The 15,714-nt window shown below is 37.1% G+C and carries 19 protein-coding genes; all 19 read right to left on the reverse strand.

What is annotated here, in order from left to right:
- Window positions 1-6: 6 nt before the first annotated feature.
- The 19 genes from tig to ACFP65_RS11285 all read right to left on the reverse strand — a co-directional run bounded on the left by tig (window position 7) and on the right by ACFP65_RS11285 (window position 15,600).
- Entirely contained in the window at window positions 7-1,314 is a 1,308-nt protein-coding gene (gene tig / locus ACFP65_RS11195) for a trigger factor (RefSeq protein WP_379918636.1), read from the reverse strand.
- A 203-nt stretch (window positions 1,315-1,517) separates the two neighbouring features.
- A complete protein-coding gene (locus ACFP65_RS11200; RefSeq protein WP_379918638.1) occupies window positions 1,518-2,270 on the reverse strand; it encodes a hypothetical protein in 753 nt (250 codons plus the stop codon).
- A 303-nt stretch (window positions 2,271-2,573) separates the two neighbouring features.
- A complete protein-coding gene (locus ACFP65_RS11205; protein WP_379918640.1) occupies window positions 2,574-3,356 on the reverse strand; it encodes an acetyl-CoA carboxylase carboxyl transferase subunit alpha in 783 nt (260 codons plus the stop codon).
- Window positions 3,357-3,423: 67 nt separating this feature from the next.
- The gene (accD, locus tag ACFP65_RS11210; RefSeq protein WP_379918641.1) at window positions 3,424-4,278 is read right to left on the reverse strand and encodes an acetyl-CoA carboxylase, carboxyltransferase subunit beta; all 855 of its coding nucleotides are present in this window, start codon (window positions 4,276-4,278) and stop codon (window positions 3,424-3,426) included.
- A gap of 2 nt (window positions 4,279-4,280) precedes the next feature.
- On the reverse strand, window positions 4,281-5,654 hold the full coding sequence (locus ACFP65_RS11215; protein ID WP_379918643.1) for an acetyl-CoA carboxylase biotin carboxylase subunit: 1,374 nt from the start codon (window positions 5,652-5,654) through the stop codon (window positions 4,281-4,283).
- Window positions 5,655-5,727: 73 nt separating this feature from the next.
- Window positions 5,728-6,150 (reverse strand): 3-hydroxyacyl-ACP dehydratase FabZ, encoded by a 423-nt coding sequence (fabZ, locus tag ACFP65_RS11220; protein ID WP_379918812.1) that lies wholly within the window; start codon window positions 6,148-6,150, stop codon window positions 5,728-5,730.
- A 62-nt stretch (window positions 6,151-6,212) separates the two neighbouring features.
- Entirely contained in the window at window positions 6,213-6,701 is a 489-nt protein-coding gene (accB, locus tag ACFP65_RS11225; RefSeq protein WP_379918645.1) for an acetyl-CoA carboxylase biotin carboxyl carrier protein, read from the reverse strand.
- A gap of 3 nt (window positions 6,702-6,704) precedes the next feature.
- On the reverse strand, window positions 6,705-7,946 hold the full coding sequence (fabF, locus tag ACFP65_RS11230) for a beta-ketoacyl-ACP synthase II (protein ID WP_379918646.1): 1,242 nt from the start codon (window positions 7,944-7,946) through the stop codon (window positions 6,705-6,707).
- A gap of 16 nt (window positions 7,947-7,962) precedes the next feature.
- Window positions 7,963-8,700, reverse strand: a complete 738-nt coding sequence (fabG, locus tag ACFP65_RS11235; RefSeq protein WP_225744169.1) for a 3-oxoacyl-[acyl-carrier-protein] reductase — start codon at window positions 8,698-8,700, stop codon at window positions 7,963-7,965.
- A gap of 18 nt (window positions 8,701-8,718) precedes the next feature.
- On the reverse strand, window positions 8,719-9,654 hold the full coding sequence (gene fabD / locus ACFP65_RS11240) for an ACP S-malonyltransferase (RefSeq protein ID WP_379918649.1): 936 nt from the start codon (window positions 9,652-9,654) through the stop codon (window positions 8,719-8,721).
- A 168-nt stretch (window positions 9,655-9,822) separates the two neighbouring features.
- A complete protein-coding gene (gene fabK / locus ACFP65_RS11245; protein WP_379918651.1) occupies window positions 9,823-10,776 on the reverse strand; it encodes an enoyl-[acyl-carrier-protein] reductase FabK in 954 nt (317 codons plus the stop codon).
- Between the two features lie 25 nt (window positions 10,777-10,801).
- On the reverse strand, window positions 10,802-11,029 hold the full coding sequence (locus tag ACFP65_RS11250; RefSeq protein ID WP_225744172.1) for an acyl carrier protein: 228 nt from the start codon (window positions 11,027-11,029) through the stop codon (window positions 10,802-10,804).
- Between the two features lie 21 nt (window positions 11,030-11,050).
- A complete protein-coding gene (locus ACFP65_RS11255; RefSeq protein WP_379918653.1) occupies window positions 11,051-12,037 on the reverse strand; it encodes a beta-ketoacyl-ACP synthase III in 987 nt (328 codons plus the stop codon).
- Entirely contained in the window at window positions 12,034-12,489 is a 456-nt protein-coding gene (locus tag ACFP65_RS11260) for a MarR family winged helix-turn-helix transcriptional regulator (protein WP_379918655.1), read from the reverse strand. The genes ACFP65_RS11255 and ACFP65_RS11260 overlap by 4 nt, the downstream gene beginning before the upstream one ends.
- 244 nt (window positions 12,490-12,733) lie before the next feature.
- Entirely contained in the window at window positions 12,734-13,099 is a 366-nt protein-coding gene (locus ACFP65_RS11265; RefSeq protein WP_379918657.1) for a DUF2187 domain-containing protein, read from the reverse strand.
- A 123-nt stretch (window positions 13,100-13,222) separates the two neighbouring features.
- Complete coding sequence (locus ACFP65_RS11270) at window positions 13,223-13,840, reverse strand: alpha/beta hydrolase (protein WP_379918658.1); 618 nt, start codon at window positions 13,838-13,840, stop codon at window positions 13,223-13,225.
- A 20-nt stretch (window positions 13,841-13,860) separates the two neighbouring features.
- Window positions 13,861-14,301, reverse strand: a complete 441-nt coding sequence (locus tag ACFP65_RS11275) for a MarR family winged helix-turn-helix transcriptional regulator (protein ID WP_379918660.1) — start codon at window positions 14,299-14,301, stop codon at window positions 13,861-13,863.
- An 88-nt stretch (window positions 14,302-14,389) separates the two neighbouring features.
- Window positions 14,390-14,962: an NADPH-dependent FMN reductase gene (locus tag ACFP65_RS11280; RefSeq protein WP_379918662.1), complete on the reverse strand. Its 573-nt coding sequence runs from the start codon at window positions 14,960-14,962 to the stop codon at window positions 14,390-14,392.
- Between the two features lie 77 nt (window positions 14,963-15,039).
- Window positions 15,040-15,600: a CDP-alcohol phosphatidyltransferase family protein gene (locus tag ACFP65_RS11285; RefSeq protein ID WP_379918664.1), complete on the reverse strand. Its 561-nt coding sequence runs from the start codon at window positions 15,598-15,600 to the stop codon at window positions 15,040-15,042.
- Window positions 15,601-15,714: the final 114 nt, after the last annotated feature.

Consider the following 15,714-nt stretch of genomic DNA (forward strand, 5'->3'; position numbering starts at 1 on the left):
TGTTGATTATTCAGCTGAGTCTTCAGTTGGCTCTAAAGTTTCTTTCGCAGAAGAAGTAATCAAATCGATTGCTTTTTTAAGTGAAATATCTCTAGTTAATAAGTCTGGAGACAGTACGCTACGTACTTGTTCTTCAGGCATGTTGTACTGACCAGCTAAATCTTTGATTTCTTTTTCAATATCAGCTTCATCAGCTTCTAATTTCTCAGCTTCAACAATTGCTTCTAAAACAAGGTTTGTACGAACGTTAAATTCTGCTTCGCCTTCAAATTGCTTGTGAAGATCAGACTCAGTTGAATTTGTCATTTCATAGTACATTTCAGGAGAAATACCTTGTTGTTGTAGATTGTTCAAGAACATGTCCATTTGACGGTGTACTTCGTCATGAGCCATTTCGTGAGGAATCTCTTCAATTTTAGCATTTTCAACTGCTTTACGGATAGCTTCGTCATCACGAGCGTCGTTAGCAGAATTTGTGCGGCCTTCTTCTAAGTTTTTACGAATTTTAGCTTTAAGTTCATCTAAAGTTTCAACTTCTTCGTCAGCATCTTTAGCAAACTCATCATCTAGTTCTGGAAGTTCTTTGGACTTAACTTCGTGAACTTTAACTTTGAATACAGCTTCTTCACCAGCTAGGTCTTCTGCTTGATATTCTTCAGGGAAAGTAACCGTTACGTCTTTTTCTTCTCCAGCTTTAACGCCTACAAGTTGTTCTTCGAATCCTGGAATGAATGAGTTTGAACCTAATTCTAATGAATGGTTTTCTCCTTTTCCACCATCAAAAGCAGTATCTCCCTTGAATCCTTCAAAGTCGATTACAACAGTATCGCCATTTTCAGCAGCAGCATCTTTAACTGTTAATTCCGCTAAGTTTTCGCGACGAGTTTCAAGATTTTTTTCAACTGCTTCGTCAGTAACTTCACGGTCTTGTTTTGTTACTTCTAATTCTTTATATTGTCCAAGCTCTACTTCTGGTTTCAAAGTAACTTCTGCTACTAATTTCCAGTCTTGACCTTTTTCAACTGATTCAATATCAATGTTTGGTTGAGCTACTGGATCGATTCCAGCTTCTTCAACTGCTTTAGAGTAAGCATCTGGTAATAAGTCGTTCAATGTATCTTCATACAATGCAGCTTCTCCGTACATTTGGTTGAACATTTTACGTGGAACGCGGCCTTTACGGAATCCTGGAACATTAAGAGTCTTCTGAACTTTCTTGAATGTTTGATCCAATCCATTTTTCACTGTTTCTTGATCAATTGAAAATGTTAAACGTCCAGATGTAGCACCTGTTTTTTCAAAATTAGTTGCCATAACTATTTTACCCTCCGAAATTCTTTTTTATTATCTGTAATTAAGTGAGACACTTGTCAAATTCAATAAAATTTAACCTATTCTCTCCAAGATCGATATGAAATCAAGCTCGAATTTTTTTGACATCTTATTCACTTAGCATATTACGCATACTAGGTTATCATACAATAGTTTAGACTAAAAGTAAATACAAACCGCACAAATCAAGTGTTTTCAAAAGTGATTTCATCAATCCATTTTTTCATTCTGATCTTTTCATCTGATCTGTTTGATTCAGTAAATTTAACAGATTCTTCGAAAGCATAACGGTCCACATAAATATCAACCCAACCTTTAACATCTTCAACGATTGTATCAATCATTGGATATAACCTTAAAAGATGTCGATTAAGTTCCGGTTTGATCATCATCATTAAGCTAGGATCTTTTTCAAGAACGTTCTCAAGCTCTAAGTTCAAGCTTTCAATCAGCGGATTTTGGTCAAATTCTTCCATGGTATTCGGATTCACCGTGACTTCATGGTCTAATACATTCAATGTGACGCTCGCTTCGTATCTACTCTGAATCAATCGCTGTAAAAACAAAGCCTTGATGTGTTCGTCTATAAAAGGATTGCCAAACAAACTATTCACAATGCCAGATAATTCTTTGTTTTCGATGATTACAGACTCTCCAATTAAATTTAGCTGTTCCTCTATAGTAAATTCTGAAAAGGCGTATAGCTTTTTCAGTACTTCTAATTTTCGAACGTTTATTTTTTCTTCCTCAATAAGAAGTGCTTCATCCAGTTGTTCTCTTAAATTCGTTCTCTCTGATTCCATTAAAGAATCTACTTGATTCAACTGTTTAAGAAACTTTTCAGCTTCATTTAATTGGTTAGTTTTGATCAGAAGAAACATAAATAGCGATCCATACTCGGGGTCTTGCGTATATTGTTCTTCGAAATCTGCTGTCATATCATATGCTTCATCATACTTTTCCGCTTGTATCAGAATGGTTACGTACAGTAAATTTCCCTCAATTTCTCTTTTTAGTTCATATGCCCGTCTGATGGCTTCTAATGCTTTAGGTAACTCATTAAGTTTTAGATGGTTTTCTGCTTTTAAAAGATACCGCTCATAGTTTTTTGGAAACTCTATTTTCTCACCAATAGGCTATCCCTTCTTTCTGTTCCTTTATTATAATGAGAATAAGCTATTTCTCAAATAAAAAAATAAACCAATGAGTTTTGAATACTCATCGGTTTAAACGAACGCTTATTAAAATTTTCTGAAACGTTCATATCTTTTTTGGATCAATTCATCTGTTGGTAATTTAGATAACGTTGCAAGCTCTTTTATGATATCTTCCTTCATAGACGCTAATACGTGGCTACTTTCTATCTTACCATGATCATCATTTTCATAAACAATTCGATCAATTACGCCTAATTCCAGTAAATCATATGAAGTCAGCTTCATGATTTCAGCTGCCTCACCAGAACGTTTCGAATCTTTCCAAAGAATTGATGCAAAACCTTCTGGAGATAAAATAGAATAAATAGAAAATTCCATCATCCAAACTTGATCTCCAGCTGCTAAAGCGAGTGCACCACCACTACCACCTTCACCGATAATAACCGATAAAATAGGTACTGAAAGATTACTCATTTCAAGAAGATTTCTAGCTAGCGCTTCGCCTTGACCTCTTTCTTCAGCTTCTACACCACAGTATGCTCCTGAAGTATTGACGAATGTCACTATCGGTCTATTAAACTTCTCAGCTTGTTTCATCAGTCTAAGAGATTTTCTATACCCCTCAGGATGTGGAGAACCGAAGTTTCTTTTCATATTTTCTTCAAGATCGTGACCTTTTTGATTACCGATAACCGTTACGGGTTGTCCGTTTAACATCCCGATCCCACCAACGATTGCAGTATCATCTTTATAGGAGCGATCCCCATGAAGTTCTACAAAGTCGTCAAATATCGCTTCAATCAATTCAGTCGTAGTGATGCGGTCTGTTTGTCTAGCAATGGATACGATATCTATTGCCTCTGCCATGTGACCACCTCTTTTTCTTAAATATATACTCTCTTGCACTCGAATCGATCGTTTACAAAAACTACGTTCAACGAGTTAAAGGTAAATGCATGTTCAATAGTTTACCAATCATATCTCTTAGCTCTTTACGCGGTACAATATGATCGACAAATCCATTTTCCAGCACTTTCTCAGCTGATTGAAAGTCATCAGGCACAGACTCTTTAATTGTCTGCTCAATCACTCTTCTACCAGCAAAACCAATCAAAGCGCCTGGTTCAGCTAGAATAATGTCACCTTGCATTGCAAAACTAGCTGTTACGCCACCTGTTGTTGGATCTGTTAGCACAGTTAAGTACAACAATCCTTTATCTGAATGATTCTTAACTGCAGCACTCGTTTTAGCCATTTGCATCAGAGATAAAATTCCTTCTTGCATTCTAGCTCCACCTGATGCCGTAAACAAAACGACAGGTAACTGTTCTTTTGTTGCTTTTTCAAACAAACGTGTGACTTTCTCACCAACAGCCTGACCCATGCTTCCCATAATAAAATTAGAATCCATAATACCGATTGCTAATTTATGATCACTGATTTTAGCCTCGCCAGTCAAAATCGCTTCTCTTAATCCTGAATTGATTTGAGCTTTCTTCAGTTTTTCATCATAACCTGGGAAATTAAGTGGATCTGTCGATACGACATCTTCATCCCACTCCACAAAAGTACCTTCATCAATTGTCAGGTTTACTCGCTCCTGCGCACTGATTCTAAAAGCATACTGACAGTTAGGACAAATTCTTTCGTTTCCTAAATCCTTTGAATAGATGGATTGTTTGCAGTTAGGACATTTGACGAACATACCATCAGGAACAAAAGGCGCTCTTTCAGAGTCCTGTGTTGCTTTTTGTATAGAAATGTAAGGACGCTTTTTAAAAAGGCGCATACTTATCCCTCCTCTAACTCATTCTGCCATTTAGGAATAAAACTTTTCTCAAGATACTCTGTATCATACTTACCACTTAAAAATGTTTCGTCATCAAGCAGATCAAGCTGGAATTGTAAATTGGTCTGTATCCCCTCGACGATCATTTCTTTTAACGCTCTTTTCATCTTAGCAATGGCAATTTCTCTCGTCTTACCGTGCGTAATGACTTTAGCAATCATAGCATCATAATAAGGTGGAATCTCTCCACCAGCAAATAATGCAGTGTCAACTCTTAACCCATTTCCTCCAGAAGGGAGATTCAAGTAGCTTATAACCCCTGGTGAGGGTGCAAAGTTGAAAGCAGGATTTTCAGCGTTGATTCGGCACTCTAGTGCATGACCACTTAACTGAAGTGTATTTTGATCTATTGACAAAGGTTCGTTATTCGCTATTTTTATCTGTTCTTGAACGATATCGAAATTTGAGATCATTTCGGTAATCGGGTGTTCTACTTGGATTCTAGTATTCATTTCCATGAAATAAAAAGCTCCGTTATCATCCATTAAAAACTCTACTGTTCCAGCATTTTTGTACCCTACGTATTCAGCAGCTCTTACTGCCGCAGCGCCAATTTCTTCTCTTTGTTCTTCTGACAGTACATGAGAAGGTGCTTCTTCAAGAATTTTCTGGTGGTTACGTTGCATGGAACAATCTCTTTCACCAATGTGAATTACATGACCATGATGGTCACCAAGTAACTGAATCTCAATATGTTTAGCAGGAGAAATGATTTTTTCCATATACATACGGTCATCACCAAAGGCAGCTTTCGCTTCGGATTTAGCATGATTGAATGCTTGAATCAATTGTGCTTCGGATTCAACAACGCGCATACCTTTTCCGCCACCGCCAGCTACCGCTTTTACGATAACAGGATATCCAATCTTTTCTGCTGTTTCAAGCACTTCTTCATCAGTGACTAAGAAACCATCACTACCAGGTACGATCGGTACATTTGCTTTACGCATCATTTCACGCGCATTTGCCTTGTTCCCCATCTGATCGATGGTTTCTTTATCAGGGCCAATAAAAACAATATTGACCTCTTCACACATTGCAGCGAAGGTACTATTTTCAGAAAGAAATCCAAACCCTGGGTGAATGGCTTGTGCTCCAGTAATCACAGCAGCACTTAAAATATTTTGCATATTCAAGTAAGAGTCGCTTGCTTTAGCTGGTCCGATACAAACTGCTTCATCCGCAAGTTGCATGTGTAGTGCATCTTCATCTGCTTCTGAATAAACAGCAACTGTTTGAATACCCATTTCTTGACAGGCTCTGATAATTCGAACGGCTATTTCTCCTCGATTGGCAATCAATATCTTTTGAAACATTATATGACCTTCCTTAAAATCAAAATTGTAAATCTATATAGAATAGATTGTAAGGTGTTTTAAAACAAAGTTTTTAACGGCCAATAATGAACGTCATTTCAACTTCACAAACTTTTTTCCCATCAACATATGCGACACCTTTTCCGATACCAGCATATTCTTTAAGCTTAACGATGTCTACTTTTAATTCCAAAATATCACCTGGAACAACTTTTTTTCTAAATTTAACTTTGTTTAGTCCACCTAAATACGCTGTTTGCCCTTTGAATTGATCCAATTTCAGTAAAGGAATCGATCCAGCTTGAGCTAGACTCTCAACAATTAAGACACCTGGCATTACAGGTTCGCCAGGGAAATGTCCTTGGAAAAATTCTTCATTGATTGTAACATTTTTGATCGCTGTAACGTGTTCACCAGGAATCATTTCAGTTACTTTATCAATAAAGTAAATTGGATAACGGTTTGGAATTAGTTCTTGGATTTCTTTGATGTTCATAGTAGTCATTTTTAAATGCTCCTCGAATAGTTAGTTTGGATTGTTTTTTTACATAATTGTGTTTATTTTACGTCTTTAATTTGAACGAGCGGTTGCCCAAATTCGATTGGCTGACCATCTTCAACTAATACTTTGTGGACTGTCCCACTGACATCACTTTTAATTTCATTCATGACTTTCATTGCTTCAATAATGACTAAAGGCTGACCTTTTTCGATAACATCTCCAGCCTTAACAAAAGCAGGCTTGTCTGGAGAAGAAGCAAGATAGGAAGTTCCCACGATAGGGGCTGTCACTTCATGAACGCCTTCTAAATCTTCACTGACTGGTGTAACTTCTTCTTTGACTGTCGAAACCATGTCAGTCGCGTTTGAAGCGTTGCTCACTGGTTTAGGCGCAACAACTTCTGATGGTCGCGGCGCTTCATTAGAAACAGCTGCTGTATCATTCTTACTCATTTTGATGGATACCGCTTCATTCGATAATTCAAAGATTTTCAAACTTGAAGCATCTATTTTTTCAATAAGTTCCTTGATTTGTCCAAAGTCCATGTGTTAAGCATCCTCCCATTTTTTGAAACAAGTAACTGCATTATGCCCTCCGAAGCCTAATGAGTTATTTAAAGCATACATGATTTCTTTTTGTCTTGCTTCTTTGGGAATATAATCTAGATCACAATCTTCATCTGCTGTTTCAAGACCGATTGTTGGAGGAAGGATACCTTCTTGCAATGCTTTAATACAAGCTACTGCTTCAATGGCTCCTGCTCCACCTAAAAGGTGACCTGTACTACCTTTTGTACTTGAAATCGGTACATTGTATGCTACTTCTTCTCCAAGAGCTCTCTTGAGTGCTACTGTTTCAGAAGAATCATTTGCAGGGGTAGATGTTCCGTGAGCATTGATATATCCTACTTGAGCAGGCTCAATATTGGCTTCTTTCATTGCTTGAATCATCGCATTAGCAGCGCCTTCACCAGTTGGTGTCGGAGCAGTCATGTGATAACTATCTCCAGTTGCACCATAACCTACGATTTCAGCATAGATTTTTGCGCCACGTTCTTGAGCGCTCTCTAGACTTTCAAGCAAGAGTACCGCAGCACCTTCACCCATAACAAAGCCTTGACGATCTTTATCAAATGGCATTGAAGCTCTATCTGGATCTTCAGCATTTGATAAGGCAGTTAAGGCAGCAAACCCTGACATTCCGATTTCGTTGATACTTGCTTCAGCACCACCCGCAAGCATATAATCTGCGTAGCCATGTTTGATATTTCTAAAGGCTTCGCCAATAGAGTTGTTACCAGAAGCACATGCTGTAACAATGGATAAGTTTGGTCCTTTGGCACCAGTAGCAATTGAAATATTTCCTGCTACCATGTTACCAATCGCCATCGGTACGAAGAAAGGTGCTACACGGTCTAAACCTTTTTCATGCATTTTAATGATTTGACTTTGCATCGCGTTTAATCCACCGATACCAGATCCTACCATTACACCAAGACGACTTGCATCAATAGAATCAACGTCTAACTTAGAATCTTCCATAGCTTCAAGCGCTGCTACAACACCATACTGAGAAAATACATCCATTCTTTTAGCAAGTTTGCCATCCATTCTCTCTTTTGCAACAAAATCTTTAACTTCTCCTGCTACATGAACATTAATAGGCGTTCCATCAAATTTAGTTAATGGACCAATTCCGTTTTTACCTGTCTTTAACCCATCCCAAAAATCATTTGCATTATTTCCTAAAGGTGTCACGGCTCCTAGGCCAGTTATAACTACTCTACGCATTTTAATATCCTCCTAATTATCCGTTCATTACCATTCCGCCATCAACATTAATGACTTGCCCGGTAATATAGTTTTGTTTACTTAAGAACAAAGCAGCTTCTGCCACTTCTTCCGGTTGACCCAATCTTTGTAATGGGATTTGAGTCATAATGGTATCTTTGACTGTGTCTGCTAATACATCTGTCATATCAGATTCGACAAATCCTGGAGCGATTGCATTTACTGTAATCCCTCTTGGAGCTAATTCTCTAGCCACAGATTTAGTGAAACCAATGATTCCAGCTTTACTTGCAGCATAATTGGCTTGTCCAGCATTCCCTGTTTGTCCAACAACACTCGCTAGATTGATAATGCTTCCGCTTTTTTGCTTAAGCATAAACCTTGAAGCCGCTTTGGTTGTATAGAATGTACCTTTTAAGTTGATATCAATCGTCTGATCGAACTCTTCTTCGGTCATTCTTAATAGTAGATTGTCTCTCGTGATCCCAGCATTATTCACTAAAACATCCACACTACCAAATTTTTTCTTCGTATCCTTTATTAACTTTGTTGCAAACTCTGGATCACTGATGTCTCCAGCACAAGCGAAAATCTCTCCACCGAATGCACTTAACTCAGAAATTTGTTCTTCTGAAATTTCTTTACGACCGTTCAATACAATATTGTGGCCTTCTTTAGCAAAAGCATAAGCAATAGCTTTTCCAATGCCTCGTGAACTTCCTGTAACGATAACCGTTTTAATCTTATCTACCACTTTTTCACCTCTAATTATTTAATTGGTATGCGCAAGCGCTTCAATTGCTTTATGCAATTGCTTGTCATTCTCTACATTCATAACAGAAACACTACGGTCTATTTTTTTAACAAATGTTTTCAACGTTTTGCCCGGTCCTAATTCTACAAAAGTATCCGCTCCGTCTTTGATCATCTGACGAATCATCTGTTCAAACCTTACAGGAGACATTACTTGTTGAACTAGTGTCGGTATAACTTCGTCTATATTTTCATAAGCTCTCGCATTCGTATTGCTGTATACAGGATAGAGACATTCTTTTGTTCTAATATTTTTTAGCTCTACTTCCAAATTTTTCGCTGCGGGCTCAAGTAATTTTGTGTGGAAAGGGCCACTTACGTTAAGCGGAATCACTTTTTTAGCACCTGCCTCTTCAAGCTCTTTAATGGCTTGAGTGACACCAGCTTGTATTCCAGCTACAACAATTTGACCTGGCATATTATAATTTGCTACTTGCACATAATGCGTCTCACTGATCTCGTCACATATTTTTTCAACGACTTCAGATTCTAATCCCATAACTGCGGCCATTGCGCCTACACCTTCTGGGACGGCTTCGTCCATAAACTGTCCTCTTTTATGAACAAGCTTTACTGCATCTTCAAATGTAAAAACCTCTGAGGAAACCAGTGCAGTATACTCACCTAAACTCAATCCAGCTACCATATCGGGTTTGATTCCGGCTTCTTGCATCAATTGTTCAATCGCATGACTTAACGTTAAAATGGCTGGCTGCGTCAATGGTGTCCAATGTAATTTCTCATTCTGATTAAAAGCTAATTCAGCTATATCTATCGAAAGTGCTTCACTTGCCTTATCAAACGTTTGCTTTACACTTCCATATTGATCATATAATTCTTTACCCATACCATCGTATTGAGCGCCTTGCCCGCTAAATAAAAATGCTGTAGACATATTATAGATATCCTTTCTACTACAAAGCTTTATCGTTCTTTTGTTGATTATTTCAAGGGAATGTCAAAAATAAGAAAGCGATGATTAGCGCTTATGTACAATTTACATTCCCCTTATAATCAAAAGACCGCTATACTTTGATTTTTTCAAAGTATAGATGGCCTTTTTTTATGCAAATACTACTGGATTAGAGGTTAACTCTTTGTATTCTTGCATGAGTTCTTCTACAATTTCTTTACACGATTGTTCTTTATTAACTAGTCCAGCACTCTGTCCTGCCATAAATGAACCTGTATCCTTATCCCCTTCAACAACTGCTCGTCTCAGTGCGCCTTTTCCTAATTCTTCTAGCCTAGAAAAATCTGGATTTTCGTCACTTGTGATTTCTTTTTCAACTTGCAGATACTCTCGTGTTAGTTTATTTCTTAACACTCGAACTGGGTGTCCGGTAATTAGGCCCGTAACAACGGTGTCAATATCTCTAGCCTTTATGACTCTTTTCTTGAAGTTCTCATGGGCGATGCTTTCAGTAGCTACAACAAACCTAGTACCTAGCTGTACAGCTGAAGCTCCTAACATGATGGCAGCTGCAACACCTCTTCCGTCTGCAATACCACCTGCAGCGATTACAGGAATCGAAACTGCATCAACCACTTGAGGAACAAGTGTCATAGTTGTAGATTTACCGATATGTCCACCGGCCTCCATTCCTTCGCAGATAATTGCGTCTGCGCCGTCATTTTGCATTCGTTTTGCAAGAGCAACCGAAGCGACAACAGGAATGACCACGATACCAGCTTCTTTGAACTTCTTCATGTATTTACCCGGACTTCCCGCACCTGTAGAAATAACTTTAACTTTTTCTTGGCAAACCACTTCAACCACTTCATCAACATAAGGCGATAGAAGAAGAACGTTCACTCCAAAAGGTTTATCTGTCATTTCTTTAGTTTCACGGATCAGTTTGCGTACGAATTCTCCCGGCTCATGACCAGCCCCTATCATGCCTAATCCACCAGCATTGGAGACACCAGCCGCTAAGCTAGGTGTTCCTACCCATGACATTGCTCCTTGAATAATAGGATAGTTAATTCCAATTTTTTCCATTAGTGCCTGACTCATATAGGAGCTCCCTTCTAAATATTAATTAAGCTAGTTGCTCATCTACATATTTAACGATATCTTGAACAGTGTTTAATCCTTCTTCAGTTTCAATTTTGATATCAAATTCATCTTCAATATCGTTGATGATTTGGAATAAGTCTAAGCTGTCTGCTTCTAATTCCTCACGGAAGTTTGTGTTTAATTGTACTTCTTCTTTTTCTTTATCTAATTGATCCACGATGATTTCTTGAATAGTTTCGAAAGTTGACATTTTTTGTTCCTCCAAATTTTTTTATAGTTTGATTAACAGTGATCCCCATGCTAACCCGCCACCAAAGCCAGTTAGCACGATAGTTTGATTATTTCCGAGTTGGATGTCTCCATTTTCTATTAATTCTTCCAATAATATCGGAATACTAGCCGCCGATGTATTTCCATAATGCTGAATATTTTGAGGAAACTTGTCTAATGGTTGTTTTAACTTTTTAGACACCGCTTTGATCAATCGAGCATTAGCCTGATGTAATATAAAGTAATCAACGTCTTCAAGCTGAAGTTTACTTTTTTCTACGACCTCACTAATGTTCTTTGGAACAGATCTGACAACAAAGTCGAAAATATCTCGTCCGCTCATTTTCAGGTGAGCATTCGTTTCTTTTTCAGGAGTCAGCGGATTCTGGACCGAACTTTCTCCAGAGGTAAGCGCGCTTCCTCTAGATCCGTCAGCATGAATGTCTTCATTGATAAAGCTTTGAGTATGATCGTTTCTTTCAAGTAACATAGCTCCTGCTCCATCTCCGAAAAGCACTGCTGTGGATCGATCTGACCAATCTACTACTTTAGACATGACTTCTGCACCAATTACTAGTGCATAACGATAGGAACTAACAGACAACATTTTTTCAGCAACCGAACTAGCATACACAAACCCAGAACAAGCAGCGTTCAAGTCAAATGCTATTGCATTCGTTGCCTGAATATTTGCTTGTATCTTACACGCTACTGACGGTGACTGTGAATCAGGTGACATTGTTGCGACAATAATCAATCCAATTTCACTGACATCTATGTCACTATTAGCTAGTGCATTTTCAGCAGCTCTCGTGCCTAAATCAGAAGTATTTTCAATCGTGCTGATATGTCTTTGCTTTATACCTGTACGTGAACTAATCCATTCGTCAGAAGTATCTAACCATTCTGTCAGATCCTCATTTGTAAGAACCTTTTCAGGAATATATTTTCCAACTGAACAAATTTTAACTTTCGCTTGATTACTCACTTCGGTAACTGCTCCTTTGTATGCTCTAAGAAATCGTGTAGATTTTTCAAGCCTAGCATTAGAATTTCTGATTGATCCTTGTCCATCTCTGCAATAGTTTCCTTGACCATATCCCTATGAAATTTATCATGAAGTCTATACAGCAAACGTCCTGTAGGGCTAAGAGATAGTTTTACAACTCTTCTATCGTGATCAGTACGTACTCTTTCTACGTAATTTTTACGCACTAAGTTATTGACCGAAACCGTTAATGTCCCAGCTGTTACGCCCAATTTTTTCGCTACTTCACTGGTCGTAAGTTGGTCGTACATCCCAATTGCTTCAATCGTGTGCATTTCTTTGATAGAAACATCTTTAAACCTACTGGATTGTAGTGTTTTCTCTTCAATCATCAATACATCATTGAATATCGTAACAAGATATTTATTGATTTCATTAACTAATGAATCCACACCAACTCCTCCATTTCTTCACTCAGTCAATATACTTTGATTATCAAATTATTTGACTATCAAAATATAATATACATTTGAATTAGTGTCAAGAAAAAATTTATTTCTTAAGATCAGCTTACATACACCGCATAGTATCATGCTTTATTAAAATTCAAAATAAGAATATTTTAATTTAGCAAAAAAAAATAACTTGAAAACCAACTCAATATGAGTAGGTCTTCAAGTTATTTGATTGCACTGTTTAATCTAAATCTTCTGCTTCGTCGCTTACTTGCTTTTTAAATCCTTCAATATCCTTGAAGTTTACAACTGTTTTTTCTTCCATCAAATCATGCATTCTTTCTGCTGACTGATCCCAGTTGATTTTAACGATTGCGCTATTCATAAGCAACTTTTCGATGACACCTTCCATTGGCTCATCTCTAAAGAAAAAGACGATTTCGTCACCAATATCCGGTCTCAGATCTTCTTTTATCGATTCAATAATCTCGACAGCTTCTTTATAAGGCAAATCCAGTAAATTAGCAATTCGGGAGTTGCTGGCACCTTTTCGAAGTTCGGTTTCAACTAAAACTTGAACTTCATCGGTAATTTTTTCTTTAGCCATAAAAATCTCCTTAGTCTTAGAATTTCAGATCTATATTAAATGTTTCTAATCTATTATAACATAAATTTGTCATTTAATCGATCAATGTCATTCTAAGGTTCGAATCTGCTGTTCTAAGACGCCTTACAGATTTTCATACCACATTGAAGCTGCTTCAAGCTCTGCATTAGAAAGACTATGTCCATCTCTTCCCCAATACATTTGAACACTTGCGTTCGCTTGTTTCAATAATTGCTCAAGCTCTTTTGTTTCTTCTGGGGGACAAATCGGGTCATTTTCACCAGCTCCAATAAAAATTCTTTGGTTTGACAAATCTGGTAACTGAACGGATCTCAATGGCACCATCGGATGAAGCAACATCCCTTGATAGAAAGCATCCTTATAGTGAAAAAGTAAACTTCCAGCAATATTCGCACCATTAGAATAACCTAGTACGACTAGTTGTTGTTTATTAAAAGAATATTCTTCTGAAGCAGCATTTAAAAAATCATACATCTTAATGGTTTCTTCTTTCAAGCTATCTTCATCTAAAATGCCCATGGCTTTTCTTTCAAAGAAACGGTTCATACCATTTTCGTCAATATTTCCTCTAAGACTCAAAATGCCCGCTTGAGGATCAACGAGTTTTGCAATTTGAACTAGATCGTTCTCGTCTCCACCAGTACCGTGTAAAAGTAAGAAAATGGTTTTGTTGCCCATTAAAGGTTCGTTATAAATGTGTTTGAATGAATGTATAGACATGAATTTAGTCCTCTCACTACTTATTTAATTAATTTAGCTGCTTTATATCCTACTTCTTTAAGTAGCGCTCTCAACTTGTTTAGATCACTATCAGATAGTTCTTTGAATAATTTTTCAATTGTCTCAGCATGCTGGGGGAAAATCTCTGTCATTTTCTGGTGACCTTTATCTGTTAATTCAGCAAAAGTGACTCTTCTATCTTTCACATCGGCGACTCGTTGTACAAGTCCTTTTTCTTCAAGTCTGTCAATAACATAAGTGATACTACTTGAAGCCAATAAAATCTTCTTCCCAATCATTTGAATCGGCTGTTTACCTCGATTATATAAATATTCCATAACGGTAAATTCAGTTGCGTTCAAACCATAAGATACCATGTCTTCTTTCACGACTCTTTCAACACTTGATGCAGCTCTTAAAATAGTTGTTAAAGCTTTTAACGAGTCTTCATTTCTTGTCATATGATCACCTACTTGTTTATTCTTAATAATATATGAATTCGTATTATTTCACAACTCTTAATTCATTTTTAGTTTATGCTTTTTAAAATTATGATCTTTTCTTATCTCGAACGCCTCTCATAGCTTCTGTCCAAGGTAACAATTGTTCAATCATCGTTTCTACTGTTTTTGTTTGTGCTTCGGTAGGATTGAGTTTCGGATAGTCGAAATCGTAGAAAATAGATAAAGTTGGATTAGTCCGAACATGCGCTACTTGGAATTCTGACAAAACTGTTCTTAATTGTTCTGCCGAGCGAACCCCACCGGAGGATCCATAACTCACAATTCCAGCTGCTTTGTCATTTAACTCTTCATATAGAAAGTCCAGTGCATTTTTCAAAGCACTCGGAATGCCATGATTATATTCTGGAGTGATAAAAATATAGCCATCTTTTTCTTCCATTTTCCTAGACCATGGAAGTTGCTTTTCACGCTCGACTAATTCATCTGTAAAAGCCGGAGATGTTGGTTCTGCAAATACAGGTAAGTCATAGTCTTTAATATCTACAATCTCGAATTCCGCTACATCTTTTTGAATAGCTACTTGTTTAACCCATCTTGCAACGTCCAAGTTCACACGGTTTTCTCTGATCGTTCCTGTCACTATACCAATCTTTAACAATAAAATTCCTCCTCTTTTAAACGCCTACATTATATCATTCATTTGGAAAGATATAAAAGTAAACCCCTGAATAGTTTTTATTGCACCTCTTTATACATATTGAAAAATAGATTCATATATCCTACAAAAGCAACAATCTGGAAAATACTGGTTAGTAGAATCAGTACGATAACGTTTCTTTCTGCCATTTCCGGCATAATAACCAGTATGAACATACAACCATAGAAAACAATTGTACCAATTTTTCCAAACCACTTTGCTCCATCTATGATTTTTCTCTTTTTGAATAGTAGATAACTTATTAAGAATATACTGAATTCCTTGATGATAAATAATAAAAGTAAGTACAATACAATCGGCCATTTTATAAACAACATAGTTGCTACAGCCAACTGAGTGAGTTTATCCGCAACTGGATCTATAAGTTTTCCAAGTTGCGTTCCTTGATTAAAATTACGTGCAATATATCCATCTAAAGCATCTGTTAAACCAGATACGAACAAAATTCCCGCTGCAATCATATAATCTTCAATCGTAGTAGCCGTTAAATAAATATAGCTAAATATTGGAATAAGTAAAACTCTAAAATAAGATAATAGATTAGGAATTTTTAGCCAGTCTCCTTTATCGACTTTCATACTAGTCCTTCACCTCTTTTACTGAAATAGAAAAAGAAGAACCCGCAGTTGGATCCTTCTTTTCTAATACTATGTTAAACACTTCTTCGAAAATTATTTCTCATTCAGATCGAA

Source organism: Marinilactibacillus sp. GCM10026970, from assembly GCF_042660675.1.
GTDB lineage: Bacteria > Bacillota > Bacilli > Lactobacillales > Carnobacteriaceae_A > Marinilactibacillus.

Bases quoted from the DNA above. Each gene is read 5' to 3' on its own strand.
- ACFP65_RS11270 (WP_379918658.1), bottom strand. From the start codon at position 13,840: ATGTCTATACATTCATTCAAACACATTTATAACGAACCTTTAATGGGC.
- ACFP65_RS11275 (WP_379918660.1), bottom strand. From the start codon at position 14,301: ATGACAAGAAATGAAGACTCGTTAAAAGCTTTAACAACTATTTTAAGA.
- ACFP65_RS11250 (WP_225744172.1), bottom strand. From the start codon at position 11,029: ATGTCAACTTTCGAAACTATTCAAGAAATCATCGTGGATCAATTAGAT.
- ACFP65_RS11215 (WP_379918643.1), bottom strand. From the start codon at position 5,654: ATGTTTCAAAAGATATTGATTGCCAATCGAGGAGAAATAGCCGTTCGA.
- fabF (WP_379918646.1), bottom strand. From the start codon at position 7,946: ATGCGTAGAGTAGTTATAACTGGCCTAGGAGCCGTGACACCTTTAGGA.
- accB (WP_379918645.1), bottom strand. From the start codon at position 6,701: ATGGACTTTGGACAAATCAAGGAACTTATTGAAAAAATAGATGCTTCA.
- ACFP65_RS11265 (WP_379918657.1), bottom strand. From the start codon at position 13,099: ATGGCTAAAGAAAAAATTACCGATGAAGTTCAAGTTTTAGTTGAAACC.
- fabK (WP_379918651.1), bottom strand. From the start codon at position 10,776: ATGAGTCAGGCACTAATGGAAAAAATTGGAATTAACTATCCTATTATT.
- accD (WP_379918641.1), bottom strand. From the start codon at position 4,278: ATGCGCCTTTTTAAAAAGCGTCCTTACATTTCTATACAAAAAGCAACA.
- tig (WP_379918636.1), bottom strand. From the start codon at position 1,314: ATGGCAACTAATTTTGAAAAAACAGGTGCTACATCTGGACGTTTAACA.
- ACFP65_RS11285 (WP_379918664.1), bottom strand. From the start codon at position 15,600: ATGAAAGTCGATAAAGGAGACTGGCTAAAAATTCCTAATCTATTATCT.
- ACFP65_RS11200 (WP_379918638.1), bottom strand. From the start codon at position 2,270: ATGACAGCAGATTTCGAAGAACAATATACGCAAGACCCCGAGTATGGA.
- fabZ (WP_379918812.1), bottom strand. From the start codon at position 6,150: ATGAACATCAAAGAAATCCAAGAACTAATTCCAAACCGTTATCCAATT.
- fabD (WP_379918649.1), bottom strand. From the start codon at position 9,654: ATGTCTACAGCATTTTTATTTAGCGGGCAAGGCGCTCAATACGATGGT.
- ACFP65_RS11205 (WP_379918640.1), bottom strand. From the start codon at position 3,356: ATGGCAGAGGCAATAGATATCGTATCCATTGCTAGACAAACAGACCGC.